Origin of the sequence: Gimesia chilikensis, from assembly GCF_008329715.1 — a bacterium.
GTDB classification, from domain to species: Bacteria; Planctomycetota; Planctomycetia; order Planctomycetales; family Planctomycetaceae; genus Gimesia; species Gimesia chilikensis.
Window position 1 is genome coordinate 121,153 of the sequence record NZ_VTSR01000008.1, and the last position, 19,943, is coordinate 141,095.

Consider the following 19,943-nt stretch of genomic DNA (forward strand, 5'->3'; position numbering starts at 1 on the left):
ACTTTTCTCCAGAGCCAACATGAATCAATCCAGTTCGACGAATTCGACCGAAAACCAGAGTCCGATCACGCAGACCGATTTGTCACCTGCTGAGATCCCCCTCTCCGTGTATGACCTGACGGTCGCTTATCACCGTAAACCTGTGATCTGGGATGTCGGCTTCGATATTCCGCCAGGGAAACTGGTCGGAATCATTGGTCCGAATGGAGCAGGCAAAAGTACGCTCATCAAAACCATCATGGAATTGATTCCCAAAGCCTCGGGCCGCGTCAACATCTTTGGGAAACCCTATCAGAAAAATCGGCACCGCGTCGGTTACGTCCCTCAGCGGGAAAGCGTTGACTGGGATTTTCCCGTCGATGCCCTCGATGTTGTCACCATGGGACTCTACCGCGAGATCGGCTGGTGCCTGCCTGTCCGTAAGAAACACCGCGAACGCGCTCTGGATGCCCTCGAACGCGTGGGGATCGCCGATTATGCCCGGCGTCAGATCAGCCAACTCTCAGGCGGGCAGCAACAGCGGACCTTCCTCGCCCGTGCCCTGGTCCAGGATGCCGATCTGTATTTGATGGACGAACCGTTCGCCGCCGTCGATGCCGCCACAGAAAAAGCCATTGTGAAAATCCTGCAGGAAATGAAACAGGCTGGCAAAACGGCCCTCGTGATTCATCACGACCTGCAGACCGTCCCTGAGTACTTTGACTACGTCATTCTGCTCAACATGCGTGTCATCGATCACGGTCCGACCGAGCAGGTCTTCACTCCGGAGAACCTGCAAAAAACTTACGGAGGTCGACTCACCCTGCTGGAAGAAGCCACCGAAACGATGCGCCGCAGGGAGCAGTCACTATGAACCTCAGCGCGCGGATGCTGATCCTGCTGCTGCTCGTGAGTCCCGGTCAGGTTCTCCTGGCTGCCGAAGGCAAGTCCATTCAGACACAGCGGTCCATCACCGATCGCAGTATTGAATGGCCCGCCTGGGAAGACTGGCGACGCGTCTTCTTCATGCAGGACTATAACACCCGGGTTGTCATCCTGGGTACGACGCTCCTGGGAATGTCCGCTGGCATGATCGGCAGCTTCGCCCTGCTTCGTAAACGCGCCCTGATGGGTGACGCCCTCAGTCACGCCACACTCCCCGGCATCGCGATCGCCTTCATTATCGGCAGCACCCTGGGTCTGAATGGTAAGTCGCTGCCTCTGCTGTTAACGGGGGCAGCCATCAGTGGTCTCTTGGGAATTGCTGGTATCCTGATGATTCGCAATCTGACCCGACTCAAGGAAGATGCAGCCCTCGGCATCGTACTCAGCGTCTTCTTCGGTGCAGGAATCGCACTGCTCAATATCGTACAGCAGATGCAGACCGGGCACGCCGCCGGCCTCGAATCATTCATCTATGGAAAAACTGCTTCCATGATCGCCAGCGATGCCTGGCTGATCGGCGGTGCGGGTCTGACTTGTGTACTTGTGGCTTTACTGCTGTATAAGGAACTGACACTGCTGTGTTTCGATGAAGGCTTCGCCGATTCTCGAGGCTTTCCGGTGGTATTGCTCGATACACTCCTCATGGGACTGGTTGTGATCGTGACCATCATCGGTCTGCAGGCAGTGGGTCTGATCCTCATGATCTCTCTGCTCGTGATTCCCCCTGCCGCCGCACGTTTCTGGACCGAAAAAATGTTCTGGCTGACAGTGGTCGCGGTGGTGCTGGGAGCTTTGAGTGGGATGATTGGTTCTGGCATGAGTGCGATTTTTCCCAATCTCCCCTCCGGTGCAATGATCGTTCTCGTCGCGACCGCCATGTTCCTCTTCAGCATGATTTTTGGCGTTCCCCGTGGAATCCTGGTTCGTAAGTACCGCCGCTATGAACTGAATACCAAAGTCAATCGCCAGCACCTGTTGCGCGGCCTCTACGAATACCTCGAAGCACATCAGCAACTCCCGATCGGCGTGACGGACAGCGCACCACCGGTCTCACTCTCTGCCCTGGAGCAGATGCGGAGCTGGTCCCTGCCTGCCCTCAAGAAAATCATTCGCAGTGCCCAGGACGAACGTCTGGTGACATTACTCTCAGACAATCGCGTGCAGCTGACACTCTCCGGATTGAAAGAAGCCGCCCGTGTCGTTCACGAGCATCGCCTCTGGGAACTCTACCTGATTACTTACGCAGACGTCGCTTCCAGTAAAGTCGACCAGGATGCCGATGCGATTGAGCACGTTCTCGAACCGGAAGTGATCGCTGAACTGGAATCCCTGCTGGTCCGCCAGTCAACGGAAGGAATTCTGCAGAGTCCGCATGACATTGATCTGCCTCAATCACTGAGTACCCCCACTGTCAGGAGGACCACCTGATGGGCGGACTCGCACAGTGGAGCTGGGCTCTGGATGGCTGGATCATCGTCGCGGGTATGCTGTGCGCTGCCGCGACTGCCCTGCTGGGCAACTTTCTCGTGCTTCGTAAAATGAGCATGCTCGGCGATGCCATCACGCACGCGATCCTGCCGGGACTGGCCGCTGCGTTTTTAATCAGTGACTCCCGCAGTAGCCTGCCCATGTTTCTCGGCGCCGTGATTGCCGGTATCCTGACCGCACTCTTCACCGAATGGATTCGTGGCTTCGGAAAAGTGGATGAAGGCGCCTCGATGGGCGTCGTCTTCACCTCCCTGTTTGCCCTGGGACTGGTCATGATCGTCCAGGCCGCCGACCGTGTGGATCTCGACCCGGGTTGCGTCCTTTATGGAGCAATCGAACTGACCCCCGCCGACACCGTGCTGGTCGCCAGCTGGGAAATCCCCCGCGTGGTCGTTGTGCTCTCAATCGTACTGCTCATCAATCTGCTGTTCGTGATTCTATTCCTAAAAGAACTGAAGCTCAGTTCTTTCGACCCGGCTCTGGCGACCACCACCGGCTTCAATGCGACGTTCATTCATTATGCGCTGATGACCCTGGTCGCGGTCACCGCGGTCGCCAGCTTTGAAGCAGTCGGCAATATTCTGGTCGTCGCCATGTTCGTTGTCCCCCCCGCCGCCGCCTATATGCTCACTGATCGACTCGGAGTCATGCTGATCCTCAGCGTTCTGCTGGCTATGTTGGCAGCCATCATCGGGCACATCAGTGCGATTACCGTCCCCTACTGGTTTGGATTCCAGAGCACTTCGACAGCCGGCATGATGGCGGTCGCCGCTGGTCTGCTGTTTATCATCGCCGCCCTGTTCGGCCCCCGCCACGGCGTAGTAATCGTCTTCCTGAGACGCCAGTTTCTGGCCTGGCAGATCCTCGCAGATGATATCGTCGCCCTGATGTACCGCATCGAAGAACGGGAACCGGAACTCAGACCGGACGCCTTTTACCTGCGAGACATCCTCTTCTCACGACCGCTGCCCACCAGACTGACACTTGACTACCTCGTCCGACACAGCCAGCTCGTACACGCCAACGGAACCTACACCCTGACCGACACCGGCCGCGACCGGGCCCGGCAGCTGGTCCGCTCGCATCGACTCTGGGAACACTACCTCGTCGAACACGCTGGCATGTCGACGGAAACGATTCATCGCCAGGCCGAACAGCTGGAACATTTTACCGACCGGGAGCTCCGCGACCGCCTCAACGCCGACACCCTCGATACCGACCAGGATCCCCACGGCCGTCCGATCCCGCCCGAAGAACACGCCCCCTGATCCAGATTCAGGTCGCTCCACATCAGGTTCCTCTGGCATTTTCCAAACCGCACACATATAATCGTTCGTTGATATTTCAAAGTTCCGCCCGAGTGCGTCGTCGGGTGCTCCAGAACGGGATGAAATCAAATGACGGGCAAATACTGCAGTGGACCGGTGAACCGACGCGAATTCATGCGCATCGGCTCACTCTGCCTGGGGGGATTATCACTCCCGCAACTCCTGTCTCTCCGCAGTGAAGCCGCCCCAACCCGACCGGAAACATCCGTCATTCTGCTCTTCCTCCACGGCGGTCCCTCGCAACTGGAAACCTACGACCTCAAACCCGACGCCCCCTCGGATTACCGCTCCCTCTTTAATCCGATCTCCACGAATGTCCCGGGAATGGATCTCTGCGAACTCTTTCCACGACAGGCCAAAATCGCGGATAAATTCTCGCTCGTCCGTTCCCTGCACCACGACGTCGGCATCCACAGCGATGGCGGGATCATTGTCCTCACCGGCAAACGTCCTTCCAAATTGGATCCCACTTCACAATCAAAAAGCGAACACCCTGACTTCGGTTCCGTCACCAGCGTTGTCCGGGGCCTCTCCGCTGCGGGAACGCCCCCCTATGTCTCGATTCCCTCGAAGTTCTATATGGTCCAGCCCACTTACCTCGGTCTACAGCACGGACCTTTTGAATCGACCGAGCCTTCGTCAAACAGTTACCGTCCCCCTTCCCTGAAACTGCAAGCCGGCATGGATGGGAAGCATCTGCTCGAACGCCGCCAGCTGCTCAAACAGTTCGATCAACTGCGCAGCGACCTCGATCTCACCGGAGACCTGCACGGCAATGACAAGTTCCGCGACCTCGCCTTCCAGATGTTGACCAGCCCCGATGCCGCCCGCTCGTTCGACATCGACCGCGAACCAGACAGCCTGCGCGATCGCTACGGACGCAACATGTGGGGTCAGGGCTGCCTGCTCGCCCGTCGCCTGGCGGAAGCCGGCTGTGGTGTCGTCTCACTGTTCTTCAACACCCCGAAGACCGGGCAGGAATTCACGAACTGGGACGATCACATTCTCAACGCGGGACGCCCCGGCCACTTTGCGAAATACATGCAGACCCGTCTCCCGTACATGGATCAGGCTCTGGCCACGCTCATCGAGGACATCCACGAACGCAGCCTGGATAAGAAAATCATGGTTGTCGCCGTCGGTGAATTCGGTCGTACTCCCCGACTCTCTTCCAACAGCTCGGGGACGGGACGCAACCACTGGCCCCAGGCATACACGGCCCTCTTCTCAGGAGGCAATCTGAAAATGGGACAGGTCGTTGGTGCCACCAACTCCAAAGCCGAGTACCCAACTCACAATCCTCACACGCCACAGGATATGCTGGCCACGATCTACCGTCACCTGGGCATCGATTACTCGCGCTCCCTCGTCGATCATCAGGGAAGACCAATTCCCATCCTGCCGCACGGCAAACCGATTGCCGGCCTGATCTGAGCTTCCGGCTAACCCGGCATCAAATCTTTAATACCCCGCATCAGATGCTGATCCACTTCCGGGCCACTGAAAGCCACGCTGACTTCATAGCCCCCCTGGAAGTAAGCTTCCGCAGTAGGCAGATACCAGGGTCCGCCGTCCCCGTAGCCGGCCACCGCCATAAATCGATCGGGGTAGAGCATCTGGGTCCGCAGCTGATATTCAATGAACGGCTCGGCCGGCAGGTGCAGCATGGAAATCTGATTGACGTGTAGTCCGCTCAACGTAATCGGCTTCTGCGCCGCATGCCGTCGCAACCAGGCCAGCGTGAATGCAGGCCGGTTCCGATGCACCACCCGCCGACTGTGATCATTAATCTGTTTTTCCAGCTCAGCGATGGAAAACGCCCGGTTGACCGGGGGCAGGAAATCAGCAGTCGTCCACTGTAGCCGCTTGATCGGTTCGGGACGGAGTTGTTCGGACGCCCGCTCCATCGCCGCAAAGATTCGTTGTGCCAGTACCGGTCGATTTTCGTGGTGATCGCTGTTGTTATACTTGCCCGCATTGATATTGCCCGCACAACCAGTGAAATAAACGTGCAGACAATCGGGAGCATCATGCTCGGCCTTCAGTTTTCGTGCCTGTCCCACAAACTCGCTGTTTACATGCCCCTCGGTGCAACAGTAACTGATGGGATGCACGGCGTAGTAATAGCAGGCGGCAACTTTCTCTTTGCCATTATAAAAGGCAACCGCCTTCAACCAGGGATCGATCACGCCGGCCGGCAGATCGCGAATATCATCGCTACTGGCCGCCACACTTCGATTCTTCAGGATCTTTCCCTGGTCGTTTAACACCCGCCTGTTGGAAGCCACCTGTTCTACCTCTGCCTGGGCTGAAGCGACATGCGTCAGACGACGCGGTGATTTCAGGCTCTCCCGTACCGCAGACTCCGCCCGTTGGAGACAGGTCTGAAAAAACTGCGGATCCATGTTGGGCGGCAGATCACCTTGCCCCCGCACAATCCGGTCCGTCTCCAGGCAGGCAAACGGGGCATCGTGTTGATGCACGCACTGCACAGCCACGCGATCCGCGGAGGTACCAGCGGCCTTCGCCAGTGCCTGCCGCAACTGCAGATGGGCATCGTTACAGAGTCCCGTCCAGTCCAGCGTGCAGACAACCACAGGCTGTGGCTCGGTCAACAACACAAACCCCAACGCTTCCAGCGGTGAATCAATGCGTGATGCAGCAGGAATCCAGCCCCCGCATAACGAGTGCCCGATCGGCACAGTGACATCAAAGCGGAAGGGAGCAATCTGATATGGCATGGCGTCCTCGACTGAATCAGGAATGAAGCATCCCCTTCAGCATAAATCGCCGTGCCACGAAAAACGAGTGTTTTGGCCTTTTCAGGACCAGTTTAGTGCTCGGACGAAACAGGAACTTCCTCGTTTTCGTGTTCGAGCTGCGGCTCCTGCACCGGTTCCGGATCCCATTCCTTGCCGACAATCAGTCGGGCGCCTCTACGAAAACTGAGGTAGGACCAGGCCCACTGCATGACCACCAACACCCGGTTTTTGAAACCAGTCAGGTAGAAAATGTGCACAACCAGCCAGACAACCCAGGCGAAGAAACCGGCTAATTTGAACTTCCCCATCTCGACTATGGCCCGACTGCGACCGATGGTCGCCATCTGCCCCTTGTCCCGGAAACGAAACTCAGTGCGGGGCTTACCTTGAACTTCAGCGCGGATATTTTTTCCAATACACCGCCCCTGCTGCAACGCCACCGGTGCGGTACCCGGCAAGGGCTTTCCTGTCTGGTGTGTATAACAGGCCTGGTCGCCAGCAACAAACACGTTGGGATAATTTGTCAGACTCAGGTCCGGTTCGACCATCACGCGGCCCCGGTTATCGGTCTGCATCCCCTCAGACTGCCCCAACTCGGAAGCTTCCACACCTGCCGCCCAGAGCACTGTCGCAGCCCGGATCCGTTCACTCCCCAGTTCGACGCCATCTTCGTTGATGTTAGTCACCACGGACGAAGTCCAGAGCTGAACCCCCAGGTTCTCCAGGTCGCGGGCCGCCCGATTCGCCTGCTCTTCAGAAAACATCGGCAAAATTCGTGGACCCGCTTCGACCAGGATCACACGAGTATGACTCGGATTGATGCGGCGGAAGTCCTTGGAGAGTGTAAATCGGCTCATCTCGCCAATCGCACCCGCCAGTTCCACCCCCGTCGGTCCGCCACCCACGATCACATAGGTCAGATATTTCTTCTGCTCATCGGGGTCGGTAATCCGTTCTGCATGCTCAAAGGCCGACAGTACCCGCTTGCGAATCTCTGTGGCCTGCGAGATGTTCTTTAAGCCTGGCGCGTAAACTTCCCACTCATTGTGACCGAAATAACTGTGTGTCGCACCGCAGGCCAGAACCAGGTAATCGTATTCCAGTTCGCCAAAATCAAACTGGACTTTCCTGCCAGGCAGATCGATGGACTGGGCTTCTCCCAACAACACGCTGGTATTCTTATAGCGGGACAGCAGGCTGCGAATGGGCGTCGCGATATCTGCAGGACTCAGGCCCGCCATGGCGACCTGGTAAAGCAATGGTTGAAACAGATGGTAATTATGGCGGTCAACCAGGGTCACTTCGACGCCGGGAACGCCTCCCAGTTCTAACGCGGCATTCAAGCCGGCAAAACCACCACCGATAATCAGGACCCTTTTAGAGTCTGTCTTGCTGCCGGGGTTTTGTATAGTATTCATCTCAGTAATTATTCAGACAGGACGTTAATGTCAATCAGACAGAAGTAAGCGCCCTCCTCGATGCCGATCACGAAAACACACTATAGCTATTCTAGTCGATCCGTCCATGCACACAAAATAAGTTCCTGAAAAAATCAGCCGGTTCACAAGAGAATCGATAAAAACAGATGAAAATCAGGCCAGAATTTCATGAAGCACTTCGCCATGCACATTGGTCAGCCGGCGTTCGATCCCATTGTGATACCAGGTCAGCCGGGTGTGATCGATTCCCAGCAGATGCAGCACGGTGGCATGATAATCGTGCCAGGGAACAACTTTCTCGACCGATTTCCAGCCGAATTCATCAGTGGCTCCATAGCTGAGCCCGTGTTTGAGACCACCGCCTGCCATCCAGACCGAGAAACCATTCATATTATGATCGCGGCCTGTGCCCACCGTATCTGAAGCCGACTGCGTGAAAGGCGTCCGGCCAAATTCGGTCGAGAACAGCACCAGCGTGTCTTCCAGCATCCCCCGTTGACGTAAATCCTTCAATAGCCCCGCTACAGGCTGATCGATGCGTGTCGCTTCCCGCAGATGATTCCGCTTCACATCCTCATGCCCGTCCCAGTTAATACGGGGCGAGCCGAAGGGGCCTCCCGAAAAGAGCTGCACGAAACGCACCCCCTGTTCCAGCAGGCGCCGGGCCAGCAGACAGTTGCGGGCGAAGGGAGCGGTTTCCTCGCGGTCAAATCCGTACATCCCCCGGGTCGCGGCAGTCTCCCCAGAAAGATCAGTCACCCGGGGGACGGCCAGTTGCATTTTTGCAGCCAGAACGTGGCTGCGGATCCGGGCTTCCAGATCACTGTTGGCACCAGACCGTTCGAGGTGTGCCTGGTTGAACCGGTTTAATAATTGTCGACTGGCGAGTTCGGTCTGCTCAGAAATCTGCCGTTCAGGAAACAGGTCTCGAATGGCGGGGCCTTCGCTCTGAAATGGAACCCCCTGGTGCTGAGCCGGGAGGAATCCGTTGGACCAGTTAATTGTTCCCGCAGCGGGATAGCCGCGGACATCCGGCAGCACGACATAAGAAGGCAGTTCATCCGTCTCGCAACCAAGTCCATAAGACAACCAGGCCCCCAGCACCGGAAAACCGTTGAGTCGAAACCCGGTGTTCTCCTGAAAAGTGGCGGGCGTATGATTGGCGGAATCTGCTTTCATCGAGCGGATCAACGTTAATTCATCCGCCTGTGCCGCAATGTGCGGGAACAACTCGGAGATCCAGAGACCGCTTTCGCCCCGCTGTTGAAACTCAAAATCGTTCTTCCGCAACAGGCCCACTTTGCCGAAAAACGTCTCGGGCTTCTTGTCGGTCGGCATTTCCTTGCCATGCAGCTTTTTGAGCGAAGGTTTATAGTCAAACGAATCCAGGTGACTCAAGCCACCGATCAGACAGATATGGACCACCCGTTTCACTCGCGGCGAAAAATGTGGTGCCGGAACCGTAGCTTGCTTCGGTGTTGCGCCGCGCACGGACTGCTGACGAAGTAACAGATCCATCAGTGCCGTCCCCGCCAGTCCGGTCCCGGCCCAGGAAAAGAAATCACGTCGGGACAAAGATTCGTTTTCCGGAAGTGGATTCAAATTCTTCTGCTGTGGTTCTGAAAATGACATGGCAGTTTCAATTCACATATAAAAATTCGTTACTGTTCAGCAGCACCCGACATAAGGCGGACAGACCATGTTGAGAAACAAACTCACGTGACACCGCTGCTTCTTCCGGTCGTGGCGGCCGCTGGTAAACCAACTCAAAGAGTTCAATCACCTGCTGCCCGGTGTCGTCACCGGAGCGCTGCTTAACCCGCGCGGCCAGCTGATCCGACATGCGTAACACAAAGGAATCATTCATCAATGCCAGTGCCTGCAGGGGCGTGGTTGTCGATGCCCGGTCGGGAGTGGTCGTAGAAGGATCGGGACAGTCGAACGTTTCCAGCAGCGGATGCCGTCCCCCGCGTGCAGAAAATCGATAGATCGACCTGCGATTAAATTCTTCACCCACGGGATCCAGTGGTTCATAGAACTGGGTCCCCTTGAAGAAATACGATTTGACGTCCTGGTAACCACGGCCCCCGACTTCGGGGTTCAATTTGCCCGCGACTTTCAGGATCGAATCGCGAATTGATTCCGCTTCAATCCGTTGAGGACTCTTTCGCCATAACCAGCGGTTGTCGGCATCTACCTGCATTGCCTGCGAATCAACCTCTGAGGACTGACGAAACGTTGCCGAGAGCAGTATCTCACGCTGCACCGATTTCAGGCTCCAGTCATTTTCTTTTAACTGAATCGCCAGCCAGTCGAGTAGTTCGGGATGGCTGCAGCGTCCGCCATTAAAGCCGAAATCATTCGGTGTATTTACCAGCCCCTGACCGAAATGATAATGCCAGATCCGATTCACAATTACTCGTGCAAACAGCGGATTGCGGGCATCGGTCACCCAGTTGGCAAATTTCAGGCGGCGTTCCTGATCAGAACTGTCGGCGGCCAGTTTCAAATTACCATCCAACCCCTTAATCGCCTGCAGTCCCCCCGGTTGGACGACACCCGCTGGTGCCGCCACACTTCCTCGCCTGAGCAAGTGTGAGACTCCCGGATCGCGGGACAAGGCGGCATAGACCTTTGTTGGCTGCACAGCCTGCAGCTCTTTAATTTCTGCCTGCAGACCGGAACGCTGTCGACGCAATTCCTGCCATTGTTGACGTTGTGGTTCATCCAGAGTCGCCTGTAGTTCTTCTCGAGAAAAGAAGACACCTCCCCAGCGGGCAGAAGCCTGAATTTCTTCCTGAGTTAACGCCCGATCATACAGGCGTGCCTGAGTGATCACTCCTTTGAGCAGTCGATTACCGCCCGGAGAACCATGGCGTAAACCGAAGAGGACTTCTGTTTTTCCTGCGGGAAATGTCTGCAAACCTTTGGAGCGATAACTGCTCCCGTAAACGGCTCCATTTCGATAAGCGGTAATGGTCCCATCCGTGGCATACACCAGCGCAACCTGCACCTCTTTTTCTGAAGCGGTCTTCTCTTCGGGGCCCTGGAATGACTTTGTGCGATTAAAATGATCGCTCCCTGCCAGCCAGTGTCCCGGCTGCTGCTCGCCAAACACAATCGCATCGAAAATATTACCGTCTGTTGTCTGTACGCTCAGGACTCCTCCACCACGCTGCTGCAGATCGGAAAGTTTCACCCAGGCTTCCAGAGTCTTTGCCCCCAGAACTTCAGGCAGGGGCTCTGTTTTCAAAAAGGAACGGTTACCGTCGAGCACCAGTCCCTCAGGCGTCTGCTTTGCAGAACCGTGCAACGTCCCCGAGAGACCTCCCACCAGATCGTCTGTCCCTTTGCGAAAATCCCAGGCAGCGACAGGAGAGGATACCAGCGATGCTTCCGTTGTGTCCCGCTCTTCATGGCGTTTCGCCAGCACACGTTTTCGGGCAACCGTCTCCAGTTGGAAGAGCTGTCCCTGGATTTCTCTTAGTGCCTTCTCTTTCTGAGCGAGAGCTTGTTGAGCTCGATTATAGGCTGGATCGGGCAGATTCCGCTCTCCATGGACGACGCCTGACAGCGCTGCGGCGAACTGGTAATACTCCTGCTGACCGATGGGGTCGAATTTATGATCGTGACAGCGGGCGCAGTTCACGGTCAACCCGAGGAATGTCTGCGCCGTCACGCCAACGATATCTTCCAGTTCGTCCTGTTTCATCGTTGCCCGCATCAATGTGCTTTGTGGAATCACGACATCATGGGGGCCCGCCACCAGGAAACCGGTCGCTTTGACCGCTCCGGGGTTGTCGGGCTTGAGCAGATCGCCGGCTAACTGCAGCCTGACGAACTGATCGTAGGGCAGATCCTTATTCAGGGCCTGAATCACCCAGTTCCGATAATGCCAGGCATTCTCACGTGACTGATCCCGTTCAAACCCGTTACTTTCACCAAATCGAACCACGTCCAGCCAGTGTCGCGCCCAGTGCTCGCCGTAATGTGGCGATGCCAGCAGGCGATCAATGAGCTTCTCGTAAGCATCATCTGAGTTATCCTCAACAAACGCTTCCACCTCTTCCGGTTCCGGAGGCAGACCAATTACGGAATAATACAGTCGGCGGATCAAATTACGACGATCCGCTTCAGCACGCGGCTGCAGGCCATGCTCTTTCAGCCGCCGCAAGACGAAGGCATCGATGGGACTTTTTCCCCAGTGTTCGTGCTCACCCGTCGTGACAGGTACTTTTGGTTTTTGCAGAGCCTGCAGCGACCACCAGTCGTAACCGGCTCGCTTTTCCGTTGTCTTACTGAAGGCATCTATGGGGTCAGTGCCCCACGGCGCGCCCGCTGCGATCCAGCGCCGGAACAACTGCTTCTCTTCCGCAGACAGGGGATGTTCGGGGGGCATCGCATCCGACTCGATGTATTGCCAGAGCAGACTCTCATCCGGCTTACCTGCCTTTACCGCAGCTCCCGTTTCGCCTCCCTGGAAAGTTAAATCGCGGCGGGAAAGATTCAGTCCCGCTTTGGGATCCAGTCCCGCATGACAGTCCAGGCAGTGACCAGCAATCAACGGAGCGATCACACGGTCGAAGTCCGCCTGCATACGCTCAGGTGTTTCGAAGAGATCGTCTGCCCTGCTGAGTCCCGGTAAAGCCAACCCGAGGAACAATGCCAGCGTCACCCATACTTTCTCGCCTGCGTGCATATTAGAGCTGCTTTCTGCTGCCGTTCGAAAGGAGTGTTGATTCGATAACTTCAATCTTAAACCGATCCCAATGTGCTTGACACCTTAATCTCGCCCCTTTAAGATATTTCACTATTGAAACCTATTTCATATATGAAGTCAACAACAATGCCCGCTCCCGATACAAATCAGAAATCGGCGGCTGCCGCCTCCCCCAGCCTGCAACGGGGCATCGCCCTGCTCGAATATCTGGCGAAGCATTCTCACGGCTGCACGCTCAGCGAACTCAGCGAGGAACTCTCTGTTCCCCAGGCATCGCTGCTGCGGATTGGGAAAGCGCTGGAAGAAATGGGATACCTTTCCCGCGACGTCGCTTCCAAAAAATACTATCTGACCAATCGCTTCCTGCAGCTGATTCCCCCCAGTGTTCAGGATCGGCCGCTGTCTGAATGCGCCATTGGCCCCATGCGGGAATTGCGCGACCTGACTGGCGAAACGACTCAGCTCTGCTGTCTGATCGATACGGAAATTGTGATTCTGGAACAGCTGCTGGCAAGGCATCCGTTTAAATATTCCGCCGAGATCGGTGCCCGGGCTCCCTGTTACAGTTGTGCTCCAGGCAAAGCTATCGCTGCTTTTCTTCCGGAAAATGAACGCGAAGATCTGGTGAACCGCATCCGCTTTAAACGTTTCACCCCGCACACCATCACCTCGAAACGGGCCTTCCTGAACGAACTGGACCTGATTCGCAAACGGGGCTATGCCCTGGATCACGAAGAAGGACTCTCCGGGATTCGCTGTGTGGCTGCTCCCATCCTGGACCGTAACGGCATTGCTATAGCTGCATTCACAATCACCGGTCCCGCAGAACGCATACCGCAGGACGAATATGAATCGCTGGGGAATATTGTCCAGTCGCGGGCAGCTCAGGTCACGATCGCCTTCAGTACCTGATGTCACCTGCGGTCTTCCCCTGCAAAGGCGGCACAGTCGTTTCGACCAGCAGAACCACTCCATTCCCGCCAGGCGTTCTACACAGACGATCTCTAACACTTGCCAGCGATCCATCCTTACAGAAGTGTGTTGCAATTTGACATCTTCGTAACGCGACCTAGCTTTAGGTAGTCATTCAGATGTATCTCTATCATCGCGATGACCGTTATGCCCTGAAAACAGACCAAACCGTCTAAATCGGTTTCCCCGGAATGCAAGTTACTCCAGTGCTCAATGCGGGTGACCATGAAATGCATCAAGCAAATGTCTGTTTAGAGAGCATTGAAATTCAAATTTACGCCAGACCAGTTCGGGCAGTACCTGTCTCGGGTTGTAATCTCGTCAAGGTTTTCCGATGAATAGTTCCCTGATAGCCAACAATCAAACCGTGCCACAGCAGCAGTCTGTGCATGGCAGCTATCATATGGGCTCTTCACAGATCCTGAGGGAACTGGTTGCATTCTCGGCCGAATCCGATGAACTGGCACTCAATACACAACATACGGACGATGTCGATCAGGTCATCTGCCGTAAACACCTGCGCAAACTGTTGACTGCGTTGCAGGCGCGTGATGCTGTCACACTCGGTCATTGTCGACGCGTCGCTTTCCTGGCCAAAGGAATTGCCAACAATCTGGGTTGGGAAGGTATCCACCTGAAACGCCTGGAAGTAGCCGCCCTGCTGCACGATATTGGGAAAATCGGTGTCCCCGACCACATCATTTTCAAGCCGGGTAAGCTGACATCAGATGAAATCGAACTGATGTCGCATTATCACCACATTGGTCTCGATGTGCTACAGGCCTGTCGCACCGACCATGAAGTGTTGACGATTCTCTCGCAAACCCGCTTTCACTTCAGCGGGGCGACCAATGGATATCAATGTATCGGCAGTGACGTTCATCAGGGGGCACGCATCCTGGCGATCGCTGACGCCTATGATTCACTGGCCACTGATCAGGTCTATCGGACCGGGAAGAAACACGAAGAGATCATGTCGATCCTGATGGGGGCCGCTGGTACTCAGTTCGATGGCAACATCATCTGTGCCCTGTCCCGCTGGGAACAGACCGAACGGGAAACCTTCCACGAAGCCATTCAGGAGGTTAACCGAAACTTTCAGCCGAAGCCATTGACTGAGCAGGAGATCGCGGAAGCGAATCTGATCAGTAATATTTTTTCCTACCTGTTTCAGATCGAAAGCCTCTACGATGGCTTTTATATCGTCAACTCGGATTTTCAGTTTGTGTTATTCAGCCCGGGTCTGGAACAACTGACGAACCTGCGGTCCGGCGACATGCTGGGCAACGCCTGGACCAACCACAGCGTTCCGGTGACAAATCAGGATGGATCAATGCTCGCCTCATCCGAGCACACCATGAACCGGGTCATCGCCAGTGGTAAATCAATGACCACGGAACTGATGCTGAAACGACCGGACGGCCGACTGATTCAGATTGAAGTTCAATCTGTTCCCATGTTCGGGGAAGATGGTCGCCTGGTTGGCGTAGCGGAGATCTTCCGTGATCTGTCACGGAGCCTGAAGCGCCCCCAGGAATTTAACCAGCTGAAAATGGCCGCCAGTCAGGATGCACTGACGTCTGTTGCCAACCGGGGAGAACTGGAAACTCAGCTGGCAATCATGTTGAACCAGGCCAGCCAGAACCAGAACACAGCCCCTTTAAGCATTATCTTCATCGACGCAGATCACTTTAAAAACATCAACGACACCTATGGCCACGCGGTTGGCGATGAAGTGCTCATTGAACTGGCCCGACTGTTTCAGCATGAAACCTATTCTGGAGAACTGGTGGGCCGTTACGGGGGTGAAGAGTTTGTCATTCTCTGCCCGGAAACCGACCTGGAACATGCACGGCAAAAAGCAGAACGCCTGCGACTGGCAGTGAATAACCTGAAACTGGAAAATCTCAACAACAACCGCATCACTGCCTCTTTTGGCGTTGCACAGTTGGAGTCTGGTGACTCTCTGGAAAGCCTGTTCCATCGGGCCGACAATGCCCTCTACCAGGCGAAAGAAACAGGACGTAATCGGGTCTGTTCTTTGACCTGTGAGGATCAGATGTCGGGAGCAGCTCCTGAAGTTGTTGCTCCTGCCCAATCCAATGCAGGCAAAATGGTCTTTGAGAGCTCCTTCAGCGCCCTCATCTCCTCCGATATTGTAGTTTACAAGCTCGGAGGCTTCGTCAATGACAATGAGGCACGCCTCACCGAGGTTAATCCGAATCGAGCCGTCATGCGTCTGGGCAAAGCCGGCCTACTTCCCTTCTGGGGAAAAACGGATGACCGCCGCCCGATCGAGGTGGAACTGGTCTTTGATAACGCCACCCGGAAATCTACTTCTGGCTCACGAAATGCCACACCCCGAGTGGAAGTCATGATCAGAATGACTCCCCTGGGCTGGATCAAACAGCCCGAAGTCTTCCAGAAACGGGCCGCTCGTGTCCTTCGACTGCTGAAAGATTATTTCGTCGCAGAATAAGTAAGCCAGCCTTGATCGGCAGATTCTGCCGTTTTCGCTCAGCTCTCCTGCCCCAGGCGCAAGCCAGGCAAAATAGCCCACCTCTTCCGGTTACGCATTTTGCGTCAAACTTGGAATATCCAACGATTTTATCTGTCCTGCACCCCCGGATAATCGTCAAGAACCGAAAAACCGTACACGCCGCTGGAATCGGCATCCGATAAATCAACCGTAAAGCTTAACACTCAGTCTGCGCACGGTGGTCTAATTGTGGATTCCAGATTTCGAAACAACATGATTCAATCCCGCTTGATGAGTTCAAGTAGACTCAGGTGTATTCCCCTGCTTCTGTTATTCACTCTGGTGGGAGTGACAGGCTGTGCCCATAACAGCTGTGGCGAAGCAGATTCGTGCCCGACGGTCTCCAGTCGTGTGAAGAAATGCTTTCTCTTCCACCATGACAAGTGCTCTCCGAAACCATACTGGTCTATGGAGGGGTACCAAACCGACCTCGATAAATTCTTTGTGAAACACGCCGCCAAAAAGTGTGCCAAAGAATCGCTGAAGACCATGTCCGCCGATTGCCAGGACAAGCCATCCAAGTCCTTTCGAAAGGGATATCAGCAAGCCTACATGGACATTGCCCTGGGCGAATCGGGAGTTGTTCCCCCCGTACCACCTGAGGAATACTGGGCTGCCCACTATCGGACTCCGGAAGGCTACATGGAAGTTCAGGAATGGTTCACAGGATACAAACTGGGCTCGGAACATGCGCGCGCTGACGGACGATACGACTATAATCGGATCGCGACCCCTTACTCACTGGCCGGTTGGGAGCAACCAGCTGCGGAACACTGGGATGGAAATGTAGCTTATCCAGAGCCGTCCATGCCAAGTCAGGCCCCACTTGAAACACACCCTGCACCAGCGGTCCCCCCCCGCCATCATGAGTCTGAAACAACACTGCCGCCTCCACCGGTCTCCGGGCCACAAACACCATTAAAGACAGTACCTCAGAGGCACTTACCAGAACCGCCTCCGGTACAGAGTCTGCCTGATAGAAGAACCCCCAATGCACAACCGCGACCGCTGGTTCCACAACCCAGAATTCAACCTCCGACCGCGAAACCGGCGCCGAGGCCATCGACGGGGATTCAACATACGCCTCTGCCTGATCAGAAAGCGAAACCGATTCGTCCTCAGATCAAAGAACCGGCCTTACCCGCTTACATCAATGATGATCCACCCCCCAGCCCGTACTCATTACAGTCTTACCCATATACACCATTGCCCGGAACAGGGGCGCGACTGGACACGCAAGGTGCGATCAATCAGATGAATGGACAGCAGCGATATTCTGATTCCAGCATTGAAGATTACCCTTACCGATAAACCCGACACATTATAAGAACAGGACGGGAAGTCTTTCCTGTCGAGAGTAAATCAACAGCAGAAATGAACCACAGAATGGCACGACACAACATGACAACAATCGAATGTAAAGGTTCGATCAAAATGTTGAGACTCTACACCACTGACCTCGTACAGCGGGGACAGTTCTGGTGCGCACTGGTCTTGCTGCTGGCCTTGAATGGCTGTGCCGCCATTCATCCACTCAAAGGTGTTCCCGCACAATACCTGCCGAATGAATACAAAGGTGAAGTCCGTTCCGGTAAGGAAACCATTGACCTTTCACTGCTCCGTCAACCCGCCCCCAAACACTACCTGCTGGACTCGGGCGATGTATTGGGAGTTTATATTGAAGGCGTCCTGGGACAGTTTAAAGAAGTACCCCCCGTTCATTTTCCTCAGACACAGGAAGTAGCGCCTTCATTAGGTTACCCGATTCCCATTCGTGAAGACGGTACAATCTCACTCCCCCTGATCGGCACTGTGTTCGCCCGGGGACTTACGCTGACTCAGTTGGAAGAGACAATTCGCCGCAAATACACGACCGAGAAGGATATCCTTCGTGAAGGACGGGATCGAATCCTGATCAGCCTGCAGAAGCCTCGTTCGTATCGGGTGCTGGTCATTCGACAGGAAAATGCCAACGATCTGGTGGGAGCCACCGTCGGAAACCTGAATATTGGTCGCTCCAAGCGGGGAACCGGCCGGGTCATCAATTTACCCGCCTATAACAATGACGTCCTGCACGCTCTGGCAGAAACCGGCGGTCTGCCCGGACTGGATGCAGAAAACTCGATTTATATTATTCGAGGCGGAGCCAATGAGATGAATCAATCGGTCTGCCCCCCTCCGGTGCAGACCGGCTCCCATAGTTTGAACGAGCCGCGTAACACTCAGAAAATCCGACAGGTCTCAGACTCATATACTCCGCTGCCGGCTCCGACCCAGCTTCCGTCAGACACCGCCTTCCAGGTGGGGCAGCCCCTGTATTCGTTTGAAGGAAACAACTATTACTCAGGGGACTTCCCTGCCCCGACCATGATCAACGATTCCACCATGCAGCGGCCCGGCATCGTCAAAATCCCGATCCGACTCAGCCCGGGTGAGCAGGTCAACCTGACGCGCGAAGACATCATCCTGCACGATGGGGATGTAGTGTTTATTGAGTCGCGCGATACGGAGATCTTTTACACCGGCGGTCTGCTGGGCGGAGGACAATACACCCTGCCCCGCGATTACGACCTCGATATTCTGGGCGCCATCTCCATTGCCCAGGGAGGTAACAATTCCAGCAATGGTAAATCTACGGGAGGCCCTTCGGCGCTCAATCAGGACGTGACAATCAGTGCCAGCAACGCGATCATCCTCCGGCAACTGCCGAATGGCACCCAACTCCCCATTAAGGTCGACCTCTATCAGGCAGTCCGCGATCCGAGTCAACGTGTGCTGATTCAGCCCGGCGACTACATCATTCTGCAATACACCAAGTCGGAAGCGATCGCAGCCTTCATTGAAAGACATCTGCTGGAAGGTGCATTGTTCGGGCTGGCAGCCTCGAATCTCCAGAATGGCGGAGGCAACCGCTGAACCGGCCTGCCTGAGCGGGGCTGAAAGTCGAGACTACCTCTTCTCGATGACGAAGCCCTGTTTTGCGTCGGGTTTAGCCAGTAGAACTTCGCCGATGTGCTGCTTGTCTTTGAGTGTATCTCGACCAATCAATAAGAGATCGTCGGAGATCCGCTCTAAGCCCAACGCGCAATCGAGGGGGAATTTCGCTTTGAAGGTATAGTTTTCATCCGCCTTCAACAGTTCCGAACCATAACAGCCAAACCACCACTGCTGATTTGCAAAAGTGGCCGTCTGAATTCCCAGCAAAGTGTAGCCGCTCTTCAAGACATGTTTCTTGACGAACTTCAGATTCTGGTCGTATTCGTAGAGATAGTTCTCCTTAAACCCCTTAGGTAATCCACCTACGACCAGGAAATTGCCCCCATGGTGTGCGATTCCTCCGGCTCCATAGATCACTTCCGGAGTTTTGTGCTTGCCGATCAGCAGCAGTTTCTCCGCGTCGTAAACGTAAACCCAGGAATCAGCCTTCCCTTCGGCATTATTGAAATCGCCAAAATTCACAGCGACATAGACTTTGCCATCCACATGACAGAGATCTCCATGGTGATTTCCCACCGGAATCTTGATCAGGACCTTCCCCTCAGCATTGGTTTTTACCAGCTGAGTTGTAAAGCTCCAGAAGATATTTCCCCGGTCATCAACACAAACCCCCTGCAAATGATGCGGATACGTTCCTTCGCAGCGGGTATTGTGATAGGGAGTCTGCTCCGGTTTTGTTTCCGCCTGGGCGATGGTACCGAGACCACAGACCAGAGCAATTACCAGCAACCATGACTCACACTGCAGTTTCTTCACCAGCAAATCTCCTCAACA

General features: G+C 55.1%; 13 protein-coding genes. 8 read left to right on the forward strand and 5 right to left on the reverse strand.

Features of this window, described 5'->3' with window-relative positions; genetic code table 11:
* Positions 1-19 precede the first annotated feature (19 nt).
* The 4 genes from FYZ48_RS12720 (at position 20) to FYZ48_RS12735 (ending at position 5,174) form a co-directional block, all read left to right on the forward strand.
* Complete coding sequence (locus tag FYZ48_RS12720; protein ID WP_242022620.1) at positions 20-853, forward strand: metal ABC transporter ATP-binding protein; 834 nt, start codon at positions 20-22, stop codon at positions 851-853.
* Positions 850-2,352, forward strand: a complete 1,503-nt coding sequence (locus FYZ48_RS12725) for a metal ABC transporter permease (RefSeq protein WP_149340919.1) — start codon at positions 850-852, stop codon at positions 2,350-2,352. The genes FYZ48_RS12720 and FYZ48_RS12725 overlap by 4 nt, the downstream gene beginning before the upstream one ends.
* Positions 2,352-3,680, forward strand: coding sequence for a metal ABC transporter permease (locus FYZ48_RS12730; RefSeq protein ID WP_149340921.1), 1,329 nt, complete (start codon positions 2,352-2,354; stop codon positions 3,678-3,680). Before FYZ48_RS12725 ends, FYZ48_RS12730 begins: the two co-directional genes overlap by 1 nt.
* 129 nt (positions 3,681-3,809) lie before the next feature.
* On the forward strand, positions 3,810-5,174 hold the full coding sequence (locus FYZ48_RS12735; protein WP_149340923.1) for a DUF1501 domain-containing protein: 1,365 nt from the start codon (positions 3,810-3,812) through the stop codon (positions 5,172-5,174).
* A gap of 8 nt (positions 5,175-5,182) precedes the next feature.
* On the opposite strand, the gene FYZ48_RS12740 is transcribed toward FYZ48_RS12735, so the two are convergent.
* The 4 genes from FYZ48_RS12740 to FYZ48_RS12755 all read right to left on the reverse strand — a co-directional run bounded on the left by FYZ48_RS12740 (position 5,183) and on the right by FYZ48_RS12755 (position 12,640).
* Positions 5,183-6,481, reverse strand: a complete 1,299-nt coding sequence (locus tag FYZ48_RS12740; protein ID WP_149340925.1) for a hypothetical protein — start codon at positions 6,479-6,481, stop codon at positions 5,183-5,185.
* 92 nt (positions 6,482-6,573) lie between these two features.
* Positions 6,574-7,920, reverse strand: a complete 1,347-nt coding sequence (locus FYZ48_RS12745; RefSeq protein WP_149340927.1) for an NAD(P)/FAD-dependent oxidoreductase — start codon at positions 7,918-7,920, stop codon at positions 6,574-6,576.
* Between the two features lie 174 nt (positions 7,921-8,094).
* Positions 8,095-9,573 (reverse strand): DUF1501 domain-containing protein, encoded by a 1,479-nt coding sequence (locus FYZ48_RS12750; protein WP_187782001.1) that lies wholly within the window; start codon positions 9,571-9,573, stop codon positions 8,095-8,097.
* Positions 9,574-9,580: 7 nt separating this feature from the next.
* Positions 9,581-12,640 (reverse strand): DUF1553 domain-containing protein, encoded by a 3,060-nt coding sequence (locus tag FYZ48_RS12755; RefSeq protein WP_149340929.1) that lies wholly within the window; start codon positions 12,638-12,640, stop codon positions 9,581-9,583.
* A 147-nt stretch (positions 12,641-12,787) separates the two neighbouring features.
* Between FYZ48_RS12755 and FYZ48_RS12760 the strand changes: the two genes are divergently transcribed.
* The 4 genes from FYZ48_RS12760 (at position 12,788) to FYZ48_RS12775 (ending at position 19,088) form a co-directional block, all read left to right on the forward strand.
* Complete coding sequence (locus FYZ48_RS12760) at positions 12,788-13,573, forward strand: IclR family transcriptional regulator (RefSeq protein ID WP_149340931.1); 786 nt, start codon at positions 12,788-12,790, stop codon at positions 13,571-13,573.
* 394 nt (positions 13,574-13,967) lie between these two features.
* A complete protein-coding gene (locus tag FYZ48_RS12765) occupies positions 13,968-16,112 on the forward strand; it encodes a diguanylate cyclase (protein ID WP_149340933.1) in 2,145 nt (714 codons plus the stop codon).
* 468 nt (positions 16,113-16,580) lie between these two features.
* Complete coding sequence (locus FYZ48_RS12770) at positions 16,581-17,483, forward strand: hypothetical protein (RefSeq protein WP_149340935.1); 903 nt, start codon at positions 16,581-16,583, stop codon at positions 17,481-17,483.
* A gap of 75 nt (positions 17,484-17,558) precedes the next feature.
* On the forward strand, positions 17,559-19,088 hold the full coding sequence (locus tag FYZ48_RS12775) for a polysaccharide biosynthesis/export family protein (RefSeq protein ID WP_187782002.1): 1,530 nt from the start codon (positions 17,559-17,561) through the stop codon (positions 19,086-19,088).
* Between the two features lie 33 nt (positions 19,089-19,121).
* On the opposite strand, the gene FYZ48_RS12780 is transcribed toward FYZ48_RS12775, so the two are convergent.
* A complete protein-coding gene (locus tag FYZ48_RS12780) occupies positions 19,122-19,925 on the reverse strand; it encodes a hypothetical protein (protein WP_198422218.1) in 804 nt (267 codons plus the stop codon).
* Between the last annotated feature and the right edge of the window lie 18 nt (positions 19,926-19,943).